At 64.5% G+C, this 22664-nt stretch carries 22 protein-coding genes and 1 pseudogene; 9 read left to right on the plus strand and 14 right to left on the minus strand.

All coding sequences use genetic code 11. From position 1 onward, the window contains the following. Positions 1-28 precede the first annotated feature (28 nt). The 3 genes from GB927_RS10775 to GB927_RS10785 form a co-directional block, all read right to left on the minus strand. On the minus strand, positions 29-1201 hold the full coding sequence (locus GB927_RS10775; protein ID WP_256116802.1) for a PLP-dependent transferase: 1173 nt from the start codon (positions 1199-1201) through the stop codon (positions 29-31). Continuing rightward, positions 1198-1920 carry a FadR/GntR family transcriptional regulator gene (locus tag GB927_RS10780; RefSeq protein WP_256116803.1) on the minus strand — a complete coding sequence of 241 codons (723 nt, stop codon included), beginning with the start codon at positions 1918-1920 and terminating at the stop codon, positions 1198-1200. Before GB927_RS10780 ends, GB927_RS10775 begins: the two co-directional genes overlap by 4 nt. Positions 1921-2015: 95 nt before the next feature. Further along, complete coding sequence (locus tag GB927_RS10785; RefSeq protein WP_256116804.1) at positions 2016-2591, minus strand: TetR/AcrR family transcriptional regulator; 576 nt, start codon at positions 2589-2591, stop codon at positions 2016-2018. 48 nt (positions 2592-2639) lie between these two features. Between GB927_RS10785 and GB927_RS10790 the strand changes: the two genes are divergently transcribed. Both GB927_RS10790 and GB927_RS10795 read left to right on the plus strand, forming a co-directional pair. Then, positions 2640-3164 (plus strand): dihydrofolate reductase family protein, encoded by a 525-nt coding sequence (locus GB927_RS10790; protein WP_256116805.1) that lies wholly within the window; start codon positions 2640-2642, stop codon positions 3162-3164. 88 nt (positions 3165-3252) lie between these two features. Then, positions 3253-4587: an APC family permease gene (locus tag GB927_RS10795; RefSeq protein WP_256116807.1), complete on the plus strand. Its 1335-nt coding sequence runs from the start codon at positions 3253-3255 to the stop codon at positions 4585-4587. Here GB927_RS10795 and GB927_RS10800 read toward each other — a convergent pair whose 3' ends face one another. Further along, a complete protein-coding gene (locus GB927_RS10800; protein ID WP_256116808.1) occupies positions 4588-5361 on the minus strand; it encodes a helix-turn-helix transcriptional regulator in 774 nt (257 codons plus the stop codon). It lies immediately after the preceding gene. Between the two features lie 49 nt (positions 5362-5410). Here GB927_RS10800 and GB927_RS10805 point away from each other — a divergent pair, with 49 nt between their 5' ends. After that, entirely contained in the window at positions 5411-6850 is a 1440-nt protein-coding gene (locus tag GB927_RS10805; RefSeq protein ID WP_256116809.1) for an amidase, read from the plus strand. A gap of 459 nt (positions 6851-7309) precedes the next feature. Here GB927_RS10805 and GB927_RS10810 read toward each other — a convergent pair whose 3' ends face one another. The 3 genes and pseudogenes from GB927_RS10810 to GB927_RS10820 form a co-directional block, all read right to left on the minus strand. Next, positions 7310-7693, minus strand: a complete 384-nt coding sequence (locus GB927_RS10810) for a hypothetical protein (protein WP_256116810.1) — start codon at positions 7691-7693, stop codon at positions 7310-7312. Positions 7694-7813: 120 nt separating this feature from the next. Continuing rightward, positions 7814-9811, minus strand: coding sequence for a hybrid sensor histidine kinase/response regulator (locus GB927_RS10815; RefSeq protein WP_256116997.1), 1998 nt, complete (start codon positions 9809-9811; stop codon positions 7814-7816). Then, a pseudogene (locus tag GB927_RS10820) lies at positions 9791-11509 on the minus strand (PAS domain S-box protein); the annotation flags it as partial. The gene GB927_RS10815 and the pseudogene GB927_RS10820, both read right to left, overlap by 21 nt. 263 nt (positions 11510-11772) lie before the next feature. Between GB927_RS10820 and GB927_RS10825 the strand changes: the two are divergent. Together GB927_RS10825 and GB927_RS10830 are read left to right on the plus strand one after the other, a co-directional pair. Beyond that, on the plus strand, positions 11773-12273 hold the full coding sequence (locus GB927_RS10825) for a YciE/YciF ferroxidase family protein (RefSeq protein ID WP_256116811.1): 501 nt from the start codon (positions 11773-11775) through the stop codon (positions 12271-12273). A 99-nt stretch (positions 12274-12372) separates the two neighbouring features. After that, the gene (locus tag GB927_RS10830) at positions 12373-12648 is read left to right on the plus strand and encodes a hypothetical protein (protein ID WP_256116812.1); all 276 of its coding nucleotides are present in this window, start codon (positions 12373-12375) and stop codon (positions 12646-12648) included. Here the strand turns inward: GB927_RS10830 and GB927_RS10835 are convergent. Both GB927_RS10835 and GB927_RS10840 read right to left on the minus strand, forming a co-directional pair. Then, entirely contained in the window at positions 12645-12854 is a 210-nt protein-coding gene (locus tag GB927_RS10835) for a hypothetical protein (RefSeq protein ID WP_256116816.1), read from the minus strand. The genes GB927_RS10830 and GB927_RS10835 overlap by 4 nt on opposite strands. 85 nt (positions 12855-12939) lie before the next feature. Beyond that, the gene (locus GB927_RS10840; RefSeq protein ID WP_256116817.1) at positions 12940-13665 is read right to left on the minus strand and encodes an endonuclease/exonuclease/phosphatase family protein; all 726 of its coding nucleotides are present in this window, start codon (positions 13663-13665) and stop codon (positions 12940-12942) included. A gap of 87 nt (positions 13666-13752) precedes the next feature. On the opposite strand from GB927_RS10840, the gene GB927_RS10845 reads away from it, so the two are divergent. Continuing rightward, positions 13753-14685: a putative bifunctional lysylphosphatidylglycerol flippase/synthetase gene (locus tag GB927_RS10845; RefSeq protein ID WP_256116818.1), complete on the plus strand. Its 933-nt coding sequence runs from the start codon at positions 13753-13755 to the stop codon at positions 14683-14685. On the opposite strand, the gene GB927_RS10850 is transcribed toward GB927_RS10845, so the two are convergent. Then, positions 14583-16124 (minus strand): phospholipase D-like domain-containing protein, encoded by a 1542-nt coding sequence (locus tag GB927_RS10850; protein ID WP_256116819.1) that lies wholly within the window; start codon positions 16122-16124, stop codon positions 14583-14585. The two genes, GB927_RS10845 and GB927_RS10850, sit on opposite strands and share 103 nt — an antisense overlap. Before the next feature lie 162 nt (positions 16125-16286). Between GB927_RS10850 and ku (GB927_RS10855) the strand changes: the two genes are divergently transcribed. Continuing rightward, positions 16287-17135 (plus strand): non-homologous end joining protein Ku, encoded by an 849-nt coding sequence (gene ku / locus GB927_RS10855; RefSeq protein WP_256116820.1) that lies wholly within the window; start codon positions 16287-16289, stop codon positions 17133-17135. Positions 17136-17137: 2 nt separating this feature from the next. Beyond that, complete coding sequence (gene ligD / locus GB927_RS10860) at positions 17138-19687, plus strand: DNA ligase D (protein ID WP_256116821.1); 2550 nt, start codon at positions 17138-17140, stop codon at positions 19685-19687. A gap of 3 nt (positions 19688-19690) precedes the next feature. On the opposite strand, the gene ku (GB927_RS10865) is transcribed toward ligD, so the two are convergent. Together ku (GB927_RS10865) and GB927_RS10870 are read right to left on the minus strand one after the other, a co-directional pair. Beyond that, entirely contained in the window at positions 19691-20488 is a 798-nt protein-coding gene (gene ku, locus GB927_RS10865; protein ID WP_256116822.1) for a non-homologous end joining protein Ku, read from the minus strand. Further along, positions 20488-20709 carry a hypothetical protein gene (locus tag GB927_RS10870; RefSeq protein ID WP_256116824.1) on the minus strand — a complete coding sequence of 74 codons (222 nt, stop codon included), beginning with the start codon at positions 20707-20709 and terminating at the stop codon, positions 20488-20490. The genes ku (GB927_RS10865) and GB927_RS10870 overlap by 1 nt, the downstream gene beginning before the upstream one ends. A gap of 117 nt (positions 20710-20826) precedes the next feature. Between GB927_RS10870 and GB927_RS10875 the strand changes: the two genes are divergently transcribed. Continuing rightward, complete coding sequence (locus GB927_RS10875) at positions 20827-21348, plus strand: cupin domain-containing protein (RefSeq protein ID WP_256116825.1); 522 nt, start codon at positions 20827-20829, stop codon at positions 21346-21348. On the opposite strand, the gene GB927_RS10880 is transcribed toward GB927_RS10875, so the two are convergent. Continuing rightward, on the minus strand, positions 21345-21785 hold the full coding sequence (locus tag GB927_RS10880; protein ID WP_256116827.1) for a PPC domain-containing DNA-binding protein: 441 nt from the start codon (positions 21783-21785) through the stop codon (positions 21345-21347). The two genes, GB927_RS10875 and GB927_RS10880, sit on opposite strands and share 4 nt — an antisense overlap. A gap of 56 nt (positions 21786-21841) precedes the next feature. Continuing rightward, complete coding sequence (gene otsB, locus GB927_RS10885; RefSeq protein ID WP_256116828.1) at positions 21842-22654, minus strand: trehalose-phosphatase; 813 nt, start codon at positions 22652-22654, stop codon at positions 21842-21844. Positions 22655-22664 lie beyond the last annotated feature (10 nt).

The raw sequence follows: 22664 nt of genomic DNA on the forward strand, positions 1-22664 counted from the left end.
TTTTCTGGTTTGCTTCTGATGTTTGACGTCAGTTTGCGGATGCGGCTGTTATCGCCGCTTCCAGATCCCTCCACAGGGCCTCGGTTCCCTCCAGGCCGACATGGAGACGCACGGACCGCGCATCGATGCCGAAGGCATGCGCGGAATTCGGTTGGGCCTTCTGCTGCAACACCACCTCGCCCGGCACGATCAGGCTCTCATGCCCGCCCCAGGAGACGCCGAGCTTGAAAAGCTGGAGGTGATCGGCAAAGGCGCGGATATCGATGCCCTCGCGGAAGGTGAAGGAGAACAGGCCGGACGTGCCGGTGAGCCCCGGCGGCAGGCGGTTGGCGAGCGCTGGGTGAAACACCTTGTCGACGATATCGAGCGCTTGCAGGCGGTTGGCGATGTCGAGCGCCGAGGCCTCGTGCGCCTTCATGCGGATCGGCAGCGTGCGCAGCCCGCGCACCAGCAGCCAGGCATCGAAGGGCGAGAGCTTTCCGCCGAGATAGGGATAGGCCTCCGAGCGGATGCGGCCGATCAGCTCCTTGGAGCCTGCGACGACACCGGCAACGACATCGCTGTGCCCGCCGATATATTTCGAGGCCGAATGCAGCACGAGATCGACGCCAAGCGTCAGCGGGCGCTGGAAGATCGGGCTCGCCCAGCTGTTGTCGATGACGCTGACGACGCCGTGGCTCTTGGCAAGGGCCGCAAGCGCACCGACATCATGCGCCTCCATCACCCAGCTCGTCGGGCTTTCCAGGTAGAGCAGCTTTGCACCCGGCAGCGCCTTGGCAACCGCCTCCTCGTCGCGACCGTCGACATAGGTCACCTCGACCTTCATGCGCTTGAGGTGCGTGCCGAACAGGCGGAAGGCATCCGGGTAGCAATGGCGCACCGCCACGATGCGGTCGCCCGGCTCGACGAAGGTGAGCACGGTGGACGAAATCGACGCCATGCCGCTCGCAAACCCCAGCGCATCCTCGGCGCCTTCGAGCTTCGCCAGCATGTCCTCGAAGGCCCGCACCGTCGGGTTCAGGCCGCGCGTATAGATCGGCCGCACGATCTCGCCGCGATAGGCGGCCACCATCTCGTCATAGCTGCCGAAGGTGAAGAGCGAGGTCTGCACGATCGGCGGCACCACGGCCTCGAAGGCGTTCGCCTCGTCATGGGCGACGATAAGGGAGGCAAAGTCGAACGGATCGGCTCCGTTGATCATCGGGACATGTCCTTGATGTCTTCCTCGACCACGGCGAGGATTTTTAAGGTTTCCACCCGCGCAGCCTCGGGGTCTTCGGCGGCGATGGCGTTGAAGAGTGTGCGGTGGAAGGGAAAGGAGCGGCGGGCGAAATCCGGCCGGTTGAACGGCTTTTCCCAGAACCGCTCGAAGGCGCCGCGCATCTGCTCCAGAAGCTGCTTGAACAGCGGATTGTGCGTGGCATCGTAAATGGCGAGGTGGAAGGCCAGGTCTTCCGGGCCGGACGTGCCCTTGGCGAGATGCACGCGCTCCATCTCGTCGAGCTTCTCCTCGATATTGACGAGATCCTCCGTCGTGCGCCGCCGCGCGGCCACCATGCCGGCCTCGCATTCGATGCCGCGGCGAACCTCCAGCGTCTGGAGCAGCACGTCGCGCAGATGGATCGCATCGAAGGAGAGCGGCATGTGCACGGTGGCGCTGGTCACCGGCTTCAAGAGATAGGTGCCGCTGCCCTTGCGGCTTTCCATCACGCCGAGCGCCTGAAAATGCCGGATCGCCTCGCGGATCGTCGAGCGGCCCACGGCAAGCGCCGCCATCAGCTCGCGTTCGGCGGGCAGCCGGTCGCCGGCCTGCAGGTTCGCGCGGTCGATATAGGACGCCACGGCCTCGGTCACCTGTCGCGCCCGGTCGATGGGCGGCAACGGCTCGATCTGCGGCCTGTCGCTCGGCTCGGTTGGCATGATGCCAATTCCCCTGTTCGTGTCAGCTTCTCAAATTGGTCTGACATCTTAGCATTATGCGGCACGCTTGCTCTGTCAAGCGGCAATCAAGGGGATTAATTCGCGGGCCGCATGGGAACGACGGAGCGGCACCAGTCCTCCAGCACGCGCCGCATCGCCGTCTCGAAGGGCTCGGCCTGCGTGAATGCCAACCAGGTATGGGCGCCCTGCCAGATGCAGGCCATCTGCCAGCCGAGGCGCTCCGCCTCCTGCGGTTCGGCGGAAAGGCGCCGCCCGAGCGCCTCGACGATCTGCCGCGCCCACCGCGCGCCCCGCGCCCGCAGCACGGGATCGCGCACGTCTTCCCGAAGCAGCAGCAGCCCGTCGCTGGCGTTCTGGTCGGCAAGCTCCGGCGGCATCAGCCGCATCAGCAGATCCACGGCGCCGGCGACGGTGACAGGCAGCTCGGCATCAGCCGCGGCCGTATCCGCATCGAGGCGATCCCAGCTTCGCAGCAGGATCGACCGGACCAGGCCCTGCCGGTCGCCATAGCGTTGAACGAGGGTTGCCGCCGCCAGCCCGCAGGCCCCCGCCGCCTTGGCGAAGGTCAGGTTGTCCGGGCCAATGGTGAGGATGAGCGACAGCAGCGAATCGAGCACCGCTTCGTCGGAAATGGTCTTGTTTCTTGTCATGATTCTTTTTATAAACGTATGTTCATTTATGTAAAGGAGGAGCGTTCGATGGCAAGGATTCTGGGTTACATCGCGGCAAGTCTCGACGGTTACATTGCTACCGAGGATGACGGGCTCGACTGGCTGTTCAAATATGACAGCGACAATCTCGGCGAACACGATTACCGCCTCTTCATCAAGCACATCCGCACCGTCGTCATGGGCCGCGGCACCTATGATTTCATTGCGAAAGAACCTTCGCCCTGGGCCTACGGCGACCAGCGCGTCATCGTGGTCACATCCAACCCTATCCCCGATCCCAAGGGCGCTCTGGAGGTCAGAGACGACGTCGACGCCCTCATCGCCGAACTGCGCGCGCTCGACGACGGCGATGTCTGGATGCTCGGTGGAGGAAAGCTGCAGATGGCGTTCCTGGAGCGCGATGCACTGGATGAAATCGAGATCTACATCATCCCGGAAATGCTGGGTGGCGGACGTCCGCTTTTTCCCGCAACGGGCTTTCGCTCCACCCCGACGCTGGTCAGCGCCAAGGCGTTGGGCCAGGGCGTGCGCCTGCACTACAAATGGCGTTGAGGCGAGCCGGGCCGCGTAACCCTCCAGGGTTATTGGCTTTGCCGCCGGTTTCCCCGACCCTTCGGGCCTGTCTTCTGAGGAGGGGAACATGACGCAAAATACTATCAAGCTGGACCGCACCCTTGGCCTGTGGTCCGTGGTGCTGTTCGGTCTCGCCTATATGACGCCGATGATCGTCTTCGGCACGTTCGGGGCTCTCGCCTCGGCGAGCCAGGGCACCACGGCGATGGCCTATTTCATCGCGGCGCTGGCGATTTTCCTGACGGCAGCGAGCTACGGCATCATGGCGAAGGTCTATCCGGTTGCCGGATCGGCCTATACCTATGCCCGCAAGTCGCTGAATTCCGGCGCCGGCTTTCTCGTCGGCTGGGCCGTGCTGCTCGATTATTTCTTCCTGCCGATGGTCATCTGGCTGATCGGTGCCGCCTATCTGAGCTCGGCCTTCCCGGCGGTTCCGGCCTGGCTGTGGATCGTCGGTTTCATCGTGCTGACGACCGCCGTCAACGTCATCGGCATCGCCTTCGCCAACCGGGTGAACGTCGTGCTCATGCTGGTGCAGCTCGCGGTTCTGGTCGCTTTCGTGGCGCTCGCCGCCCGCTATGTCGCCGCCCTCAACGGCGCGTCCGGCCTCGTCTCGGTCCGGCCGTTCTTCGAGGCCGGCGTGCCCTTCAGCGCCTCCGTCGCGGGTGCAGCCATCGCCGCCTATTCGTTCCTCGGCTTCGATGCCGTCTCCACGCTGACGGAAGAGACCCGGGATCCCACCCGCACCATGCCGAAGGCGATCATGATCATCGCCGTCATCGGCGGCATCATCTTCACCGGCTCGGCCTACATCACCCAGCTCGCGCATCCCGGCGGCGAGTTCACTTCCGTCGATTCCGCCGCATCGGAAATCGCCCTGATGATCGGCGGCGACCTGTTCGTCACGGTGTTCCTTGCCACGCTGGTGGTCGCGCAGTTCACCTCCGGCCTTGCCGCGCAGGCGAGCGTCGGCCGGCTGCTCTTCGCCATGGGGCGCGACGGCGTGCTGCCGGCGAGCATCTTCGGCAAACTGCATGAAAAATGGCGCACGCCTGTGCTCAACCTCGTCGTCGTCGGCATCGTCGGCCTGCTCGCGCTGACGCTCGACATCACGACCTCGACGTCCTTCATCAACTTCGGCGCCTTCCTCGCCTTCACTGCCGTCAACGTCTCGGTGATCGCGCTCTACCTGAAGGAAAATCCGATCGTCCGGCCGCTCGGCCCGCTTCTCGGGCTTGCCGTTCCGGCCGTTGGCGCGGTCTGCGACCTGTTCCTGCTGTGGAACCTCGATGGGCACGCCAAGCTGCTGGGCGTGATCTGGCTGGCGATCGGCGTCTGCTACCTCGCCTATCTCACCCGGTTCTTCCAGGCCGCACCGCCCGAAGTGGAGTTCGTCGAATAGTCAGCGACGGCTCAAGAAGAGATGGAAGAGTTCCGCCTGGCTGGAAATGGTGAGTTTTGCATAGACCTGCCGGCGGTGCACTTTCACCGTATTGGGCGAAAGCCCGAGCGTCGCGGCGATGGAATAGGTCGAGTGACCCTTGAGGATGAGGGTCACGATCTCCAGCTCCCGTTTCGAAAGCAACGGATGGCTGATCGTCGCCGCGGCATTCGCCTCCCCGGCCTGCGGCTGGAACCGGGCATGCCAGTGTTTTTCGGCAAGTGCGCGCACCAGCGGCGCCGCACTTTCCAGCCGCGCGATGTCGCGCTTGGAGAAGACGGGCACCGCGCCGATGCGCGAGAGCGACAGCACCGCATCGACATGCTGAAGCTTCAGGATGAAGCCGATCTCGTCGACGATGCCCGTCGCCTGGTAGTGGCGCCGGTAATATTCCGTCTCGGTAAAGCGGTCCGGCGCCAGCCGCCGCATCACCAGCACGGTCGGCTGCGGCGAATTGCGGACGGCATCGTAGAACGGGTCGAGAATATAGGCGCCTGCCAAATAGTGCTCGACGATGGTGGTGCGGTCGCCGACGATGCGATCGTTGTCGAGATCGAAGGCCTTGCCGTTTGCGGCATAGGCAAAGCCGTTCATCATCTCGAAGGACACGAGATGGCGCAGCGCGCGCTCCAGTGCTTCGGGGAAACCCGGCTCGCCGAGCGCCCATACCGCCTTGGCGATCCCCGCGTTCCACAGGTCGGCATGGTTTCCCGTCAGGCCCGCTTTCGTTACCAAGTCCAACCCCCGTTTGTCGAAACCAAGACCTAGCACGGAGTCCGCCGCCATGCAGACTGTTTCTCGCGCCGCCTCGCAGGCCCATCCGCTCGATCTTCCGGCAACGGAAATCGCGGCCGGCATTCGCGCCGGCGCTTTCTCGGCCGAGTCCGTGGTGGCCGAATCCCTGCGCCGTGCAAAAATCGTCGACCAGGCGCTGAACGCCTTCACGCTCCTTCGGGAAGAGGCCGCGCTGGCCTCGGCGCGGGAGGCCGATCGGCAGGTTACGTCCGGCGCCGCGACGCCCGGCCTGATCGGTGTTCCCTTCGCCGCCAAGGATCTCACGCCCACCCGCGGCGACCTCACGACGCTCGGGTCGTGGACGCAGGGGGGTTGGGTTCCCACCGAAACGGCGCTGTGCATCGCCCGCCTCGAAGCCGCCGGCGCGATCCTCATCGGCAAGACGACGACGCCGGAATTCGCCCATTCCAGCTTCACCGCCAGCCCGCGCTGGGGCATCACGCGCAATCCGTGGAATGTTTCGCGGACCTGCGGCGGCTCGTCGGGCGGCTCGGCGGTGGCGGTGGCGACGGGCGTCGTGCCCTTTGCCGAAGGCACCGACATGGGCGGCTCCGTGCGCATCCCCGCCGCCCTTTCCGGCATCGTGGGCTTCAAGCCGAGCCTCGGGCGCATCCCCATGACGATCCTGCCCAGTGTCTTCGACAATATCTCGCATTTCGGTCCGCTGGCGCGCACCATCGAGGATGCCGTCGCCTTCATGGCGGTCGCATCCGGTCCCGACGACGCGGACATCACCTCGTTGCCTCTGCCCTTCTCGCCGGAAAAGGCACTCCGTAGCCGTCTCGCGGGCCGCCGCTTCGCGCTGTCCCTTGACTTCGGCTACTACAGCGTGGACGCACCCGTGCGGTCCGCCATTCTCGCGGCGGTAGATGAGATCCGTGCCGCCGGCGCCATCGTCGAAACCGTGGATCTTGGCTGGTCGCGGGCCGTCAATGATGGCTGGTACGATCTGTGGTGCGTGTTCATGTCAGCGTTTTTCGGCGATACGCTCGAAGCATACCGCGAGCGCATGGATCCGCTCGTCGTCGAACTGATCGAACGCGGCCGCACGATGGGCGCCACGCAATACAAGCGCGTGGAACTGCTGCGCACCGCGATGTGGAAGGACCTGTCCGCCGTCCTCGCCCGCTATGACGCCCTGCTCTGCCCCACCTGCGCCGTAACCGCGCCCTCGGCCGAGGCGAACGACAACGACTATGTCGCCGATCTACCGGACGGTCGCTTCCAGGGACTGGATATGACCTGTCCGTTCAACCTCCTCCCGAAATGCCCTGCTTTGTCGGTGCCCGTGGGCTTGGCCGAGGACGGCCTGCCCGTCGGCCTCCAGATCGTCGGCCGCCGTTACGCCGACGAGGACGTCCTGTCGATCGGCGGCGCCATCGAGGGCACGCTTCGCCCAATCGGCCGGCCGGAAGGCTGGCGCTGGTAGATGGCTGTCAAATGACATACAATCTATAGGCGATTTTCAGGTGTATGACGGCGTTGAGCGTATGAGTAATTGGGTAGCATTCAACTCGCCCTACGCGCGAGTTGGTTCAACCTGTGTTCTGAGTGCGCTTTAATCGCGCTGTAGATGTATCTCGTTCTGAGGCTGTTGTGGATTCAGAATAAATATCAGATTTTTCAGTGCATTGTATCCCGACTTCTTCCGTAAGCTTTGCAAAGATCAGCTTTTATAAAACTTAATTCAATATTTACCAGTTAACCAAATATTTACGATCTGCTTAAATCTCATGGTAGCATGGTGTAAATCACTTCAATCAGAGGCGATGCTCCGTGACAGGTATCGACAAGAGTTTCCGAAATAGCCTCGGCGAAAAAATACACCTATTGGTAGAGTTTGGTTACGGCCTCCTTCTCCACCGTCATCCGGCGAATTCACCCTGGTCTAGCGGCCGAACCACCTCGCGCCGGAGCCCTGGGAATCTTCGCGGCGGCGCAGCGCCGACATGACCAGCTTGCCGTCATAGGCGCGAAAATCCTCGTCGACCGTCCAGCTCGAAAGGTTGCAGCGGACGGCCTCGACGCCCGGATGGTGGAAGTAGAGCGTGAGCATGACGCCGACGACCCACCCCTCGCTCACCAGCGCATAGCCGTAGCGCGGAAAATCGCCGACGGCAGGACGCCGCGCCATGCGGGCTAGCGCTTCATCCCAATGCCGCGGCGCGCGCTCGGGAAAACCCCGGCCAAGGCAATCGATGACGCCGGGCCAGTCGGCATCCTCGATCGGGCGGCAGACGAGACCTTCCGGCAGAGCACCCAGGACACCCATTTCGGCTCCAGTCTAAATCTATGAGTGTGAATCAGTTATTACACACTTAGAGATAGAAAACATGGATTGGCAATCCACTGTTGCGATCAGCGGCGCAAGAGCGATCGGCGCAATGTGGGTTCAGGCAGCCGCCAGGGCGGCTGCTACGGCTGCGGAATCGTAGGGTTTTTGCAGGAGGATGGCCGGGCGGTCGCCGGGAATGCTGGGCAGGCTGTTATGGCCGGTGGCGAAGACGACGCCGATGGCGGGGTTTTCCTCGCGCGCAAGGGTGGCCAGCTCCGTTCCGGGCATGGCCGGCAGGCCGATATCCGTCAGCAGGATATCGAAAGCCTGGGTCTTCAGCAGCGGCAGCGCCTCCTCCGCGGTCGTCGCCTCGACGATGTCGTGGCCGAGTTCCTGCAGCAGATCGGCGGCATTGAGCCGGATCAGGAAATCGTCCTCGACCAGCAGGATTTTGAGCGTCTTGGCCTTCATCGCCCCTTTCCCGGATTGGCCCTCGTCGGCCGGGCCTTCGGTATCCGCCTTCTTGCGGCCCGTCAGCGTCGCGCGCACTTTTCGCGCCAGCGCCTCGCGGCTGTAGGGTTTCGACAGGAGCTCCACGCCGGCATCGAGCCGGCCTTCATGCACGATCGAATTTTCCGTGTAGCCGGAGGTGAAAAGCACCGCGAGGTTCGGCAGGCGCTCGCGCGCCTTGCGGGCGAGATCGGGGCTGCGCAGTGGCCCTGGCATGACGACATCGGTAAACAGCAGGTCGATCGATACGCCGCTTTCGATGACCGTCAGGGCACTGGCCGCATCCCGCGCCTTCAGCACCGAATAGCCGAGGTCGCCCAGCATTTCGACCACGGTGGCGCGCACCTCATCGTCGTCCTCGGCGACCAGGATCGTCTCCGTGCCGCCGGTGACCGGGCCGTAGTCAATATCGGTGAGCCGGTCTTCCTCTTCCTTCGAGCGCGGCAGGTAGATGCGCACCGTCGTGCCCTCGCCCGGCTCGCTGTAGATTTTCACATGCCCGCCCGACTGCTTGACGAAGCCATAGACCATGGAGAGCCCGAGCCCGCTGCCCTTGCCGACAGGCTTGGTGGAGAAGAAGGGCTCGAAGGCGCGTTCCAGCACGTCGGCGGTCATGCCCTCGCCGGTATCGGTGACGGCGAGCAGCACATATTGCCCCGGCTTGATATCCGGATGGTGGCGGGCATAGGTGTCGTCGATGTAGGCATTGCCCACCTCCACCGTCAGCTTGCCGATGCCGTTCATGGCGTCGCGCGCATTGATGGCGAGGTTGAGCACGGCGTTCTCGATCTGCGATGGATCGATATAGGTGTTCCACAGGCCGCTGGAGCGGATCGTCTCGACTTCGATCGCCTCGCCGATCGTGCGGCGTAGCAGGTCCTCCAGGGCGGAGATGAAGCGGCCGATATTGATGACCTTCGGCTCCAGCGCCTGCCGGCGGCCGAAGGCGAGGAGCTGGTTGGCGAGCTTGGAACCGCGCCCGACGCCGGCAATGGCATTGGCGATGCGCTGTTCCGCCCGCGCATTGCCGGCAATGTCCTTGCTCAGCAGTTGAAGATTTCCCGATATGACTTGCAAAAGATTGTTGAAATCGTGCGCAACGCCACCGGTGAGCTGGCCGATCGCCTCCATCTTCTGCGCCTGGCGCAACTGCTCCGAGGCGTCGGTCAGCGCGCGAGCCTGTTCCCGTTCCGCTGTCACGTCACGCCCATAGGCAAAGGTCAGCCCCTCCTCGACGAAGATGCGCCAGGAGATCCAGCGCGCCGATCCGTCGAGATGGCGAAAGCGCACATCGAGATCCGGCATGCGCCGGTCGCCTGTCAGGAACATTGCCGCATCGTCCGGCCAGACGAAGGTGCCGAGGCGCCGGCCGACGCTTTCGCGCGCCGGAAAACCCAGCACCGCCGACCAGGCCGGGTTGACCGAGCGGATCGTGCCGTCCTCGCCGGTCACCACCAGCAGGTCGCGCGCGTTGCGCCAGAGGCGGTTGACCTCGGCGGTGCGCTCGCTGACCTGGCGCTCCAGCGAGTTGGCCAGCTGTTCGAGCTTCTGCTCGGCGCGGCGCCGTTCCACGGCGACGCGGGTTCGCGCGGCGACGTCGCGCACGAAATCCAGGTCGCTCGGCGCCCATTCGCGTGCTTCCTCGTGGTTCAGATAGAGTAGTGCCACGAGGCCGGAGGCCTCGGTAATCGGCATGTTGATGAAGGCCCGCGCCTTGATCGCCTTCAGGGCGTCTGCGGTCGTCTTCGTGCGGGGATCGGTCTCGGCATCCGTGACGACGACGGTTTCGCCGCGCCGGAGGTCTTCGATATAGCTGCCATAGTCGCGGAATTTCAGCACGCCGGCGATCGTGTCGACGCCGGGCGCGTTCCAGTCCCGCTCGATGGTGATCGTCTCGCCGACGAGGTCGATGGTGCCATAGCCGGCGCGGCTGACATTGTGCACCTTCGCCAGCGTCTCGGCCGCCGCAAAGGCTATGTCGGCGGGCTCGGTCAGTTCGCTGAACCGGTCGGCCAGCTCGATCAGCGCATTGCGCCGCATTTCCTCCGCCCGCACCTCGGTGACGTCGACATTGACGCCGATCATGCCCATGAATTCGCCGCCCGCGCCAAAACGCGGCTGGGCCTCCGTGTGCAGCAGCCGGTAACAGCCGAGCTTGCGGCGATAGCGCGCCTCCACGGAAAACGGCACCTGCCGGCGCATGGCGTCGCCCACGGTTTCCACGAGCGCCGGAAGGTCGTCGGGATGGACGGTGTCGTTCCAGTCGAAGCCGGCGACATCCTCCGGTGCGACGCCCCAGAATTCCCGCTTCGCGGCGTTCAGGTAGAGGCATCTGCCGTTTTCGTCGCCCATCCACAGCATGACCGGCGCATTGTCGGCCGCCAGCCGGAACCGGGCCTCGCTCTCCCGCAACGCATCCTCGGCGCCCCGCTGCTCGGTGACGTCGTGGCCCTGCACGAAGACGCCGGTCGCCCGGCCGGCCTCGTCGAACACCGGCTGGTAGATGAAATCGAGGTAGCGCTCGTCGGGCGCGCTGTCGTGGCGGCGGCGCAGCAGCACGCGCGAGCCCCTGCCGACATAGGGGCGGCGGGTGGACAGCACCCGGTCGAGCAGGGCGACGAAACCCTGTTCCACGACCTCGGGCAGCGCCTCGCGGATGGGCTTTCCGAGGATGTCGCGGTGGTCGACAAGCTGGAGATAGGCATTGTTGGCGATCTCGAAGACGTGGTCCGGCCCGGCGAGCGTCGCCACGAAGCCGGGCGCCTGCTCGAACATCTGGCGCAGCCGCTCGCCCTCCGATTTCAGCCGCTCCTCCGCCTTCACCTTGGCGGTGGTTTCGACCACGATGGCGATGACGCCGGCTGGGCGACCATCCTCGCCGAGCACCGGCGAATAGTCGAGGTTCATCCACACCTGTTCCGGCTCGCCCCGGTGCCGGTAGAGTGTCAGGTCCTGGTCCTTGTAAGCGAGCGTGCCGCCGGCTAGGCCGACCCTCATGACATTGTCGTTGAAGTCGGCGACCTCCGGCCAGCCTTCCCGCACCTTGCTGCCGAAGAGTTCCGGGTGCCGCCCGCCGGCAAACACCGAATAGCCCTCGTTGTAGATCATGATGCCGTCTTCGCCCCAGAGCAGCACCATGGGCACCGGCGAGCGCAGCATCAGGCTCACCGTGGTCTTGAGGCTCTGCGGCCATCCGCCGATGGGGCCGAGCGGCGTTGTGGACCAGTCGAAGGCGACGATCAGGCTTGCGGCATCGCCGCCTCCGCTGAGGAACGGATGCTGCCCATCATGTTGCGACGCCATTCAAACCTCTTTCCCAACCGCCAGGTGGCAATCTTATTAGCGCAGCTTCCCCGCGAAAACCGCAATCGATCTCGTCCATCCAAACTTGTCCGGCCTAACGATACGGCCCTGACCGCGACCACAAATAGGGCGCTGCGGCACCACGTCAAATCCGGCAGGGGGAAGGCCCACGCAATTTTCCGGCATGCGCGGAACATCGCGCGGACAAGCCGGTTGTTGTCCGGTCCGGCGCTCGCCGGAGCCCAATCAAGGAGAACATCGAAATGGCTGAGAAGACACTCAACGATCTGTTCTACGATACGCTGAAGGACATCTATTACGCCGAGCGGCAAATCGTGAAGGCGCTGCCGAAGATGGCCCGTGCCGCCCAGGCGCCGGCGCTGAAGAAGGCCTTCGAAAAGCACAAGGAAGAAACCGAAGGCCATATCGAGCGCCTGCAGCAGGTGTTCGAGGCGATCGGCAAGCGCGCGCAGGGCAAGACCTGCGAGGCGATCCAGGGCATCCTTTCCGAGGGTGAGGAAATCATCGAGGACTTCAAGGGCACGGCTGCCCTCGATGCCGGCCTGATTTCCTCCGCGCAGGCGGTCGAGCACTATGAGATCACCCGCTATGGCACGCTGAAGGCCTGGGCGGAACAGCTCGGCCACCGCGACGCGGCAAAACTGCTCGATGCGACGCTGAAGGAAGAATCGAAGACGGATGAAGCCTTGACCACGCTTGCCGAAAGCGCCGTCAACGCCGCCGCGCAGAAGAAGGTGGCATGATATGTGAACGGCCGGGCGCGATGTCGCGCCCGGCCTGCCAGCTTCATACAAGCTTGCTGCGTGATGCTTTCTCCGGGAGAGATTCCGGAGATAGAGGGCATGGAACAAGCGCGGTTCAGGATTGTCGGCGGAACGGACATCAACCCGCCCGATCGAACGTTGCCGACGGCCGAGGATGTGCTGCGGGAAGCGCGCCGTCGGCTTGCCGCCGGCGATAACGATCCGCACCGCCTGCGTGCGCTCGCAAATGGCCGCCCCGTGCCGAGCGCCACGCGCTACCGCATGATGCAGATCGAGTTCGTCGCCAGTACGCTTTCCGCGCTCCGGCCCATTCCGGCGGACTTCGCCGACGACCGGTACTGGCCCGGCGGCTAACGCAGCCAGATCGCGAGGTCGGAAGCCTTGCTTGCCCGGCGGCTCTTCAGTCCGAGTTTTTCCCAGGCGAATTTCTGGGCCGCGGCCTGCGCAGCCTCCTTGCTCGGATAGGTATCCGGCAGCACATAATCCTTGCCCTCGCAGGACAGCAGTGCCCGGCAACTCAGAACGTCGAAATGCAACTGAATATTCGCGTGTTGTTCCATCTTGCCCTCCCTTCAAGGCAAGGGATGAAATGGCCTTGGCGTGCGGAAGTTCCCGACCGCACGCAATTTGTCCGAGACCGTCCGCCTATTCGATTTCCAGATCGGCGCAGAGCGGCAGGTGATCGGAAGCGCGGCGTGCAAGCGGGCTGTTGTGCACGAAGGTCTTTCGCACCCGGATGCCCGCGCCGACGAAGATATGGTCGATGCGCAGCAGCGGCAGGCGGGAGGGGAACGTCGCCCTGGGCTTACCGCCCGACGCGATCTGCGCATCCGTGAGACGCCGCGCCAGCATGCGATAGGACGTGGAGCGGGAGATCGCGTTAAGATCGCCGACGAAAATGGTGCGCGACGTTTCCGCCATGTCCGCGCCGAGCCAGCCCGGCCCCATCAAGGCCTCGGTCTGGCGCACGCGCTCGGCGCCGAAAAGGCCGAGATGCGTGACGAAAATCTGCAACTTCACCTCCCCGACCGGCACCTCGACCCAGAGCGCACCTCGCGGTTCGCCGCGTGACGGCAGGCCGGCTGCCTTGACGAGACGGGTCGGCAGCGCGGTCAGCAACGCATCGCCATAACGCTCTTCTTCAAGGTGAAGGGCCGGATGGAAGTGCGAAACCATGCGCAGATGGTTGGCGATCGTCTGCGCCTGGTCGATGCCGCCGCTGCGGGCCCGCGCCACGTCCACCTCCTGCAACGCGACGATATCCGCCTCGCATTCCGCAATCACCTCGGCGATGCGGCCGGGATCGAGCCGGCGGTCGGTGCCGAAGCAGCTATGTACATTGTAGGTCGCGATCCTGAGGCGCGTGCCCATGCCGTTCCTTTCGATATTTCGCACCCCCGGGAACACGAAAAGCCCCGTTTTCGTTCCGCCCCAACAGATTCAGGAAAGATCGAGCGAATGAAACGAGCCCATATCCTCCACGCGCTGGTCGCCTGCGCGGTCCTCGTCGCCGGCTGGCTGGTCTACCGGACCTTGAGCCAATATTCGTGGACGGATATCACCGGTTCGATCGCCGAAATCCCCGGCACGAATTTCGCGCTCGCGCTCGCCTTCGCCGCTTGTTCCTATCTCTGCCTGACGTTCTTCGACTTCCTTGCCCTGCGCTACGTCGAGAAGCCGCTCGCCTATCCGCGCGCAGCGCTTGCCTCCTTCACCAGTCTCGCGATCGGCCACAATGTCGGCGTCGCCGCACTCAGCAGCGGTGCCGTGCGTTATCGCTTCTATTCCCGCTGGGGCCTCACCGCCGAGGAGATCGCCAAGCTGATCGTCTTCTGCGGCGTGACGGTCGGCCTTGGCCTTATCACGCTGGCCGGCCTCTGCCTGATCCTGCTTCCCGGCACGGCCGGCAAGGTGGCCGGGCTTGGCACAGCGGCCTCCGTCGCACTCGGCGCCTTCTGCCTGGCGCTCGGCGCCGGCTATCTGGCGCTTTCCGCCTTCGTGCGCGGAGAGCTCAAGGTGCGGAGCTGGTGCTTTGCCCTGCCGACGCCGCGCATCGCGGCCTTGCAGATTGGCGTGGGAACGCTGAACTTCGCCTTCGTCGCTGCCTCCTTGCACCAGCTCCTCGCGGGTGCCGCCGGCTATATGGAAACGACGGCGGCCTATGTGGTGGGCAACCTCACCGCGCTCGTCAGCCATGTGCCGGGCGGGCTCGGCGTGCTGGAGGCGACGATCGGCTTTCTGCTCGGCGGTTCGGCGTCGATCGGCGCGCTGATCGCCTTCCGCGTCGTCTACTTCTTCATCCCGCTTCCGCTCGGGCTCGTTTCGCTGCTGGCAAGTGAAGCCTTGCTAGGACCGAACGAGGACACCGGCCTGCGCAACAGCCCGAGCTGACGGCGGAGGGAATCCACGAAGGTGGAGAGTGGCCACCACGGCGCCACCGGGTCGACCAGCCCCGTGCCGAAAACCGGCTCGGTGGCGCCCTCGCCTTTTGCCTCGTTGAACGTCCGCAAGCCGCGTGCGCGAGTGTTGAAGGCGTCGATGGCCGTGACGAGCGAGTTTTCTGCCCGGACGGAAGCCGCAAATGTTGCGGGGTCCGCGTCGAGATGCTCCGCCAACAGCCGGTCCCTCAGCGCGACTATGCTCTGCCGTTCCGCTTCCGTGCGGGCTTCGATTGCGATGTCCAGTTCCGTATCCAGCCCCTCACTCCGCTGGTTGAGGTTGGAGGAGCCGATGCGCAGGAAGATGTCGTCGACAATCAGCGCTTTCGAGTGGATAACGATCTCCTGCTCCGTGCCATCAGGCTTCGGCATGACGGGATAGAAGGCCCGCATGCGGCCGAATTTATCGGATTGGTGAAGCCGCCGGACAAAACGATCGCGGTTCGCGCCGAGCACCATGCGTTCGATCATGCCATGCGAACTCAAGGTCGAGATCACCACGACCTCTGGGCCATCGGGCTCGGCGAGCTTTTCACACAGCACGTCGCAGACCTTCTTCGAGGCGAAATACTGGCTTTCGATGTAGATATGCCGGCGCGCTGCCGAAAGGGCTGCAAGCGTGAGGTCCATCGCCTCCGTGCAGCAGGCCCGGCCGCGAAGCGCCGGTTCGGTGCGGGCAAGGGCGACGGTGCTATTCGACATGTCGGCGACGATGCCGTCGAGGCGCACGGTAGAGTCCGTCCCGCTGGCCGCCACCGCTTCATCCGTTGCAAACAGCCAGCGGCCGCGCGCAATCTCGCCGGCCAGCCATGCGGCCTCGCCTTCCAGCGCCACCTGCATGTCATGCACCGGCTCGTAGCGCTCGCCGGATGGCAGCGCGCGGCGGGGGTCCTCCACGCGGTGCTCGCTGGTGTCCCAGCGTTTCGCCGTGAGATCGATGCCGCCGACAAAGGCCACGCGGTCGTCCACCACCACCATTTTCTGATGGTGCGATCCGCGCAGCGGATGCCGGTTATCGAAGGCGAGCACGATGCGCGGATGCGAGGACCACCGCCGCTTGCGGAACATTTTCAGTGATTTTCCAGAATAGATCGGCCCCATCGACCAGATCAGCACCCGGATCGTGAGCGACGGCCGCGTTTCGGCGAGGTTCAGCAGGAAGGCGCCAAGGGTCGGCGATTGCGGGTCGTCGGGCCGCAGCCGGATATCCGGATTGAAGTCCCAGCCGATGATCCATACCTCGCGCTGTGCCTGTTCCAGCACGCTTTCCAGCGCCCGGAAATAGGCCTCGCCATCCACGAGCACGCTCAGCCGGTCGGCTTTTGCCGTGCGCCAGACATTGCATCCGGGGCGTATGATGGTGGACGAGGTGTCTTCGGTCGGGACGCGCAACGGAAACTCTTCAATTCGCACGATCTGCTGCCTTGCCTTGGTAACGCCAATTCGTTCTGCGCGGAAAGTCTTGGAAACGACTTTGGTTCCCGATGCTGGAAAAAGCCGGAACAAATGACGCCGGCCGGCATTGCTTCCGCTTTGGAGCGGGAGTGCGGCAGCGTGGCGCCACGAGCGAACTGGAAGGGTTTTTTGAAGGTGGCAGAGCTCGTCTGCCCGGTCGCCCTCTACACGGCCGCCTCGACGAACGAGCGCATTTCCTTTCACATGCTGAACCGCGCGACGGGGCACCGGCTGAGGCGCGAATTCATCGATAGCGAGACCGGCAAGCCGGTGGAGCGCGACGACCAGGTGAAGGGCTACGAGACCGGCAAGGACGACTATATCGTGCTCGACCCGGACGAAGTCGCCGCCGCGGTGCCGGAAAGCGACAAGACGATGGATGTCGAAGCCTTCATCGCCTGCGACGAGATCGACGACCTGTTTTTCGACAAGCCCTATTACCTCGCGCCCGCCGACCGGCACGCCGAGGAGATTTTCATCCTGATCCGCGAGGGCATGAAGAGCCGGAAGGTGGCGGCTTTGGCCGAGACCGTGCTCTTCCGCCGGGTGCGCACCGTGCTGATCCGCCCGCACGGCGATGGGCTCATCGCGACCACGCTCAACTACGACTATGAAGTGCGCTCCGCCGAGGAGACGTTTTCCGAAATTCCAGACATCAAGCTGAAGGGCGAGATGCTGGAACTCGCCGAACACATCATCAAGACGAAGAGCGGCCGCTTCGATCCGAAGACGTTCGATGATCGCTACGATGCGGCGCTGGCCGAGGTTGTGAAGGCGAAGATCGAGGGCCGCAAGATCAAGCCGCAGAAACAGAAGGCCGAGGGCAAGGTCATCGACCTGATGGAAGCGCTGCGGCAGAGCGCGGGCAAAGACGGCAAGCCAGCGAAGCGCAGCACGAAGAAAACCGCCACACGCAAGCCGGCCGCCAGCCGGCAAAAGGCAGGCTGAGCATGGCGACGCTGGATGTCTATCGACAGAAACGGGATTTCAAGACGACCGCCGAGCCGAAGGGCCGCAAGGGGCGCAAGAGCGGCAACAGCTTCGTCATCCAGAAACATGACGCGACCCGCCTGCACTACGATTTCCGACTCGAAATGGACGGTGTGTTGAAAAGCTGGGCGGTGACGCGCGGCCCGAGCCTGGTGCCGAGCGAAAAGCGGCTCGCCGTGCATGTCGAGGACCATCCGCTGGCCTATGGCGACTTTGAAGGCACGATCCCCAAGGGCGAATATGGCGGCGGTACGGTGATCGTCTGGGATCGCGGGACCTGGCAGCCGCTTGGCGATGCAAAGAAGGCCTATGCCAAGGGGCATCTAGAATTCGAGCTCGATGGCGAGAAACTGCATGGCCGCTGGCATCTCGTGCGCATGCAGGGCAAGCCGGGCGAGAAACGCGAGAACTGGCTGCTGATCAAAGGCGACGACGAGTTCGCCATGCCGGACGGCGAGGACGGCCTTCTTAACGAGCGGCCGGAATCGGTGAAGACGGGACGGGAGATCGCGGACGTCGCCAGTGAGGCGCCGGGCTGGTCGTCGAAGACGGGGCGCATCCGGAAATCTGCAAAGCCGAAAGCGGCCGAGAAGGCAAAGCCGGAGGTCAAGACGGCCCCCGTGCCCGATCCCTCCGGCCTCAAGGGCGCCCGCAAGGCAAAGCTTCCGGATTTCCTGCCGCCGACGCTGGCGACGCTTGCTGCAGCGCCGCCCGCCGGCGAACGATGGCTGCATGAAATCAAGTTCGACGGCTACCGTCTTCAAGCCCGCATCGAGGCCGGCCGGGTGAGGCTCCTCACCCGCAGCGGCTTGGACTGGACGAAGAAATTCGGCAAGGCTGTGCCGGAGGCGCTGCGCGACCTGCCGATCGGCACGGCGATCATCGATGGCGAACTGGTCGTCGAAACCGCCGCCGGTGCTTCCGATTTCTCCGCCCTCCAGGCCGATCTCAGCGAAGGGCGTGACGACCGCTTCATCTTCTATGTGTTCGATATTCTCTACCTTGACGGCTACGACCTGACGCGCCTGCCGCTGGACGAGCGAAAATCCGTGCTCAACGCGCTCGTGCCCGGCACGGAGGGCACGCTGCGTTACAGCGGCCATTTCGACGAGAACGGCGCGCTCGTGCTGCGCCATGCCTGCCGGCTGAGCCTCGAAGGCGTCGTTTCCAAACTGCGCGACGCGCCCTATCGTGGCGGGCGCAGCAAGAGCTGGATCAAATCGAAATGTTCGGCCCGGCAGGAGTTCGTGGTGGGCGGTTTCGTGCCCTCCTCGGTATCGCGCCAGGCGATCGGCTCGCTGGTACTCGGCGTCTACAAGAACGGCAAGCTCGAACCGGTCGGCCGTGTCGGAACCGGGTTCAGCGCCTCGGTCGCCGCCGATCTCTTCAAGCGGTTGAACCGCATGCGGACGGACGAAAGCCCGTTCGGCCGGCCGCTGACGGCGGATGAGGCGCGGCAGGCGCGATATGTGCGGCCGGAACTGGTGGCGGAGGTCGAATTTCGCGCCTGGACGGCCGACGGCCATCTGCGGCATGCTTCCTTCCGCGGTTTGAGGGAAGACAAGCCCGCAACGGAGGTCGTCGCCGAAGTGCCCAGATCGAAAACCACCCCGAAAGACGAAAAGCCGCAGCGCCGCACCGTGCGCCTCACCCATCCTGACCGGGTCTACTGGCCCGACGAGGGCGTCACCAAGGAGGGTCTTGCGGATTATTACACCGAGGTCTGGCGCTATATCGCCCCGCATATCGTCGGCCGGCCGCTCGCGCTGTTGCGCGCGCCAAGCGGCATCGACGGCCAGACCTTCTTCCAGAAACACGCCTGGAAGGGCATCAACGCGAATATCGTCGAGGTGCAGGATCCGGCGGAGAAGGATGACGAGCCCTATGTCGCGATCAACGATCTCGACGGGCTGCTGGGTCTCGTGCAGTCGGCTACGCTGGAGATCCACCCCTGGGGCTCGACCCTTGCCGACTGGGAACGGCCCGATCGCATCATCATGGATCTCGATCCCGGCGACGGCGTGGACTGGCCCGCGATCATCGAGGCGGCGGAGGAAACCCGTAAGCGCCTCGAAACCGCGGGGCTCAACGCCTTCGTCAAGACCTCCGGCGGCAAGGGCCTGCACGTCGTCGCGCCGCTGAAACCTTCCGCTCAGTGGCCGGCGGTGAAGGCCTTCTGCAAGGGCATTGCCGACGCCATGGCGAAGGACAGCCCGGACAAATATGTCTCGACCATCACCAAGTCGAAGCGCAGCGGCAAGATCCTCATCGACTACCTGCGCAACCAGCGCGGCATGACGGCGGTCGCGCCGTATTCCACCCGCGCCCGTCGCGGTGCCGCCGTGTCGATGCCGCTTGCCTGGAACGAGCTCAGCCCGGATATCGGCCCCGCATATTTCACCGTCGAAAACACGCCGACGCGGCTCCAGGCGCTCGACGCCGATCCCTGGGCGGAGTTCAAGGCGGCGGCGGAGCCGCTGAAGGCTGCAAAGGGCAAGGCGAAGGGTTGAGGGCTACTTGCCCTTGCCCTCGGCCTTGATGCTCTTGCGCAGCGCATCCATGATGTTGATGACATTGCCGGAGGTCGGCGGGGGCGTCTTCGCCTTGGCCGGGCGCTTGCGGCCCTTCTTCTTCGTGGCGATGATGTCGAGAAGGCGGTCCTGCACCGGGTCGTCCGCCATTTTCGGATCCCACGGCTTCGTGCGCTCCTTGATGAGCGTCTTGACCAAGCTTAGCGCCTTGGCCTCCGGTTTGCCCGCCTTCATTCCCATAAAATAGTCCTTCTCCTCGCGCACCTCGTCGCCGTAGCGCAGCGTCCACAGCACGATGCCCTTGCCCCGCGGCTCCAGCATCACTGCGCGCTCGCGGCGATAGAGCACCAGCCGGGAAATGCCGACCGTGCCGGTCGCCGCCATCGCCTCGCGGATCACCGAAAACGCCTCTTCCCCGACAGTATCGTTCGGCACGAGAAAGTGCGGCGCGTCGTACCAGATCCATTCGATCGTCTCGCGGGGCACGAAGGTCTCGATGTCGATCGTGCGGGTGCTTTCGAGCGCTACTGCCTCGATCTCCTCGTCCTCCAGCATGACGTAATCGTCCTCGCCACGCGGATAGCCCTTCACCTCGTCGTCCTCGCCGACCGCCTTGCCGGTAACGCCATCGACGTAGCGGCTGACGACGGGATTGCCGGTCTTGCCGTTCAGCGTGCGGAAACGCACCTTGTCCTCCTCGGAAATCGCCGGCGTCATCGCCACCGGGCAGGTGACGAGCGAGAGCTTGAGATAGCCCTTCCAGAAGGAGCGCGGCGCCATCAGCTTTTCCTCTCGATCGGCAGGTGCTTGGAGAGCGCAAACCGTTCGGCGAACGCGATATCCTCCTGCGTGACGATCGGGATCGGGTCGGACAGGATCGCCATCAGCGTTTCGCGCGAAATGGAATCCTCCTCTAATACCTCCAGTAGGGCGCCGCGGGTTTCGCGCTCGGCGCGCAGAAGCGCGGCCAGCGCCAGGATCAGGCGGTCCTTGTTGTCCATGGCGAGTATCTCCGTTCGACCCCCTAATGCGGCATGGCGCCGTCGGTTCCCGGAACATTCGGTCGCGTGGGCAGTTTCGCGGTATAAAGACGCTGGAACACGGTGAACGAGGTCGAGATGACGAACCCGGAGATGCATTTCTTCCCCGCCAGCGAGTGGGTGCCGAACCATCCGTTCCTGCCGGTCCTCGTTTACAGGCAGGTTTTTGACGCTGCGGAGAGGGATCGCGCGCATGGCTTCGAACGCCGATTTTCCGATGCCGGATGGCAAGGCCTCTGGCGCAACGGCGTCTTCTCCTATCAGCACTATCATGTCGGGGCGCATGAGGTGCTCGGCATCGCCGAAGGCAAGGCCGAACTGTTGATCGGCGGGCCTGATGGCGCCACGCTGGAGGTGCGCGCGGGCGATTGCCTGGTGCTTCCGGCCGGCACCGGCCATATGCGGATTTCCGCCAGCGACGATTTCCTCGTGGTCGGGGGCTATCCACAGGGCCAGCACGCCGATATCGAGACGGCGGCGGCCACACCGGGCGAGTTGAAGATCATCGCCAGCCTGCCCGTTCCCCACAGCGATCCGCTCTATGGCGCCGCCGGGCCGCTGGTTTCCCTCTGGAAAGAGGCATCCGGCAGCCCGGACTAACCGAGGTCGATGAGGGCGATGCCGAGATCGGCGCGGTGTTTGCGCCTGAGATCGGCCGGCGTTTCCCGCAGAATGACTTCCAGCGTCGGCCGCACGTAGCCTTCCAGGAAATGACCGCCCTTCGTGCTGCCGTCGGAAAGGCCCAGCACGACATGCAGATGCGGGCTCGCCTTGCCTTCGTCGTCGATCGCGATATCGCCGAGCATGCTCAGCACCTCCGACTGGACCGCGACGGGGATCTTCTCGTAGCTCTTCGTCTCGAAGTCGAAGAAGGCGATCGTCGCCGAACGAAACGCGCCGATCGCGGTGATCGAAGCGGCCGTAACGCCCTCTCTTTCTGCGAAGTCGACGATGCAGCGGAAGGCCTCGTCCCCCTCGTCGAGAACGAGAATGAAGGTGCGTTCACCCGCGTCGCTGGCCAGAAGTTTGTGTTTCATCGTTGTCTCCCTTTGCCGAAGGGGAAAGGCGCCAAGGCCGCTTCTGTTCCGGATGATCAGGAGGCGGACGCGGCCCTTTGCTCGTGCGCAGTGGCGATGGTGGCGAGCGCGGAGCGGATGGCCGAGGGCGACGAGGCTTTGGCGAGCGCGCAGGTGGCCGTGGAAAGCGAGCCGACCCGGATCGACTGCCCGCCGCGCGCATTTGCCAGCGCAAACATGGATTCGTCCGTCAGGTCGTCGCCGATCGTGATGGGCAGGCGGCCGGCGAAGGCGGGCTCTTCGAGATAGGAGGCGACCGCGTCGCCCTTGTCGGCGCGGGCGGGACGGATTTCGAAGACCATCTTGCCGGGTTGCAGCACCCAGTCGGGCCCCGCCTCGTCCGCAAGGTGGCGCATCATCGTTTCGAGGGCGGTGTCATAGGCGGGCGCCAGCCGGTAATGCGCGGCGACGGCCGCCCCCTTGTCCTCGATCAGCACGCCCTCCATCCAGGCCGTCTGCTCGACGAGGCGCTGTTTCAGCGCGGTGAAGGCAGGCGTTTGCGTGACGATCGAAGTCTCGCCGTCAGCGCCCCGGAATTCCGCGCCGTGCAGGCCGGCGATCGGGAAGCGGAAGGGTGCGAAGAGCCCGTCCGCATAGGGCAGGCTGCGTCCCGTCACCAGCGCCAGCGCGCCGCGCAACCGGGCGGAGACGGCATCCAGGGTGCCGGGCAGCGACAGCGGCACCTGGATGGCATCCGGCGTCGTCGCGAGATCGATGAGGGTGCCGTCGATGTCGAGGAAGAGCGCCCAGCGGTCGGGCTCCTCGACCAGACGGCGGATGAGATGGCGGGTTGCGGCATCGGACGGCCGCAATTTTTCCTGTTCGCTCATCGACCAGCAA

The sequence above is a fragment of the Shinella lacus genome (genome assembly GCF_010994755.1).
Lineage (GTDB): Bacteria > Pseudomonadota > Alphaproteobacteria > Rhizobiales > Rhizobiaceae > Shinella > Shinella lacus.

Coding starts and splice junctions, on each gene's coding strand:
- GB927_RS10775 (WP_256116802.1), bottom strand. CDS start 1,201: ATGATCAACGGAGCCGATCCGTTCGACTTTGCCTCCCTTATCGTCGCC.
- GB927_RS10780 (WP_256116803.1), bottom strand. CDS start 1,920: ATGCCAACCGAGCCGAGCGACAGGCCGCAGATCGAGCCGTTGCCGCCC.
- GB927_RS10785 (WP_256116804.1), bottom strand. CDS start 2,591: ATGACAAGAAACAAGACCATTTCCGACGAAGCGGTGCTCGATTCGCTG.
- GB927_RS10790 (WP_256116805.1), top strand. CDS start 2,640: ATGGCAAGGATTCTGGGTTACATCGCGGCAAGTCTCGACGGTTACATT.
- GB927_RS10795 (WP_256116807.1), top strand. CDS start 3,253: ATGACGCAAAATACTATCAAGCTGGACCGCACCCTTGGCCTGTGGTCC.
- GB927_RS10805 (WP_256116809.1), top strand. CDS start 5,411: ATGCAGACTGTTTCTCGCGCCGCCTCGCAGGCCCATCCGCTCGATCTT.
- GB927_RS10810 (WP_256116810.1), bottom strand. CDS start 7,693: ATGGGTGTCCTGGGTGCTCTGCCGGAAGGTCTCGTCTGCCGCCCGATC.
- GB927_RS10825 (WP_256116811.1), top strand. CDS start 11,773: ATGGCTGAGAAGACACTCAACGATCTGTTCTACGATACGCTGAAGGAC.
- GB927_RS10830 (WP_256116812.1), top strand. CDS start 12,373: ATGGAACAAGCGCGGTTCAGGATTGTCGGCGGAACGGACATCAACCCG.
- GB927_RS10835 (WP_256116816.1), bottom strand. CDS start 12,854: ATGGAACAACACGCGAATATTCAGTTGCATTTCGACGTTCTGAGTTGC.
- GB927_RS10840 (WP_256116817.1), bottom strand. CDS start 13,665: ATGGGCACGCGCCTCAGGATCGCGACCTACAATGTACATAGCTGCTTC.
- GB927_RS10845 (WP_256116818.1), top strand. CDS start 13,753: ATGAAACGAGCCCATATCCTCCACGCGCTGGTCGCCTGCGCGGTCCTC.
- ligD (WP_256116821.1), top strand. CDS start 17,138: ATGGCGACGCTGGATGTCTATCGACAGAAACGGGATTTCAAGACGACC.
- ku (WP_256116822.1), bottom strand. CDS start 20,488: ATGGCGCCGCGCTCCTTCTGGAAGGGCTATCTCAAGCTCTCGCTCGTC.
- GB927_RS10870 (WP_256116824.1), bottom strand. CDS start 20,709: ATGGACAACAAGGACCGCCTGATCCTGGCGCTGGCCGCGCTTCTGCGC.
- GB927_RS10875 (WP_256116825.1), top strand. CDS start 20,827: ATGACGAACCCGGAGATGCATTTCTTCCCCGCCAGCGAGTGGGTGCCG.
- GB927_RS10880 (WP_256116827.1), bottom strand. CDS start 21,785: ATGAAACACAAACTTCTGGCCAGCGACGCGGGTGAACGCACCTTCATT.
- otsB (WP_256116828.1), bottom strand. CDS start 22,654: ATGAGCGAACAGGAAAAATTGCGGCCGTCCGATGCCGCAACCCGCCAT.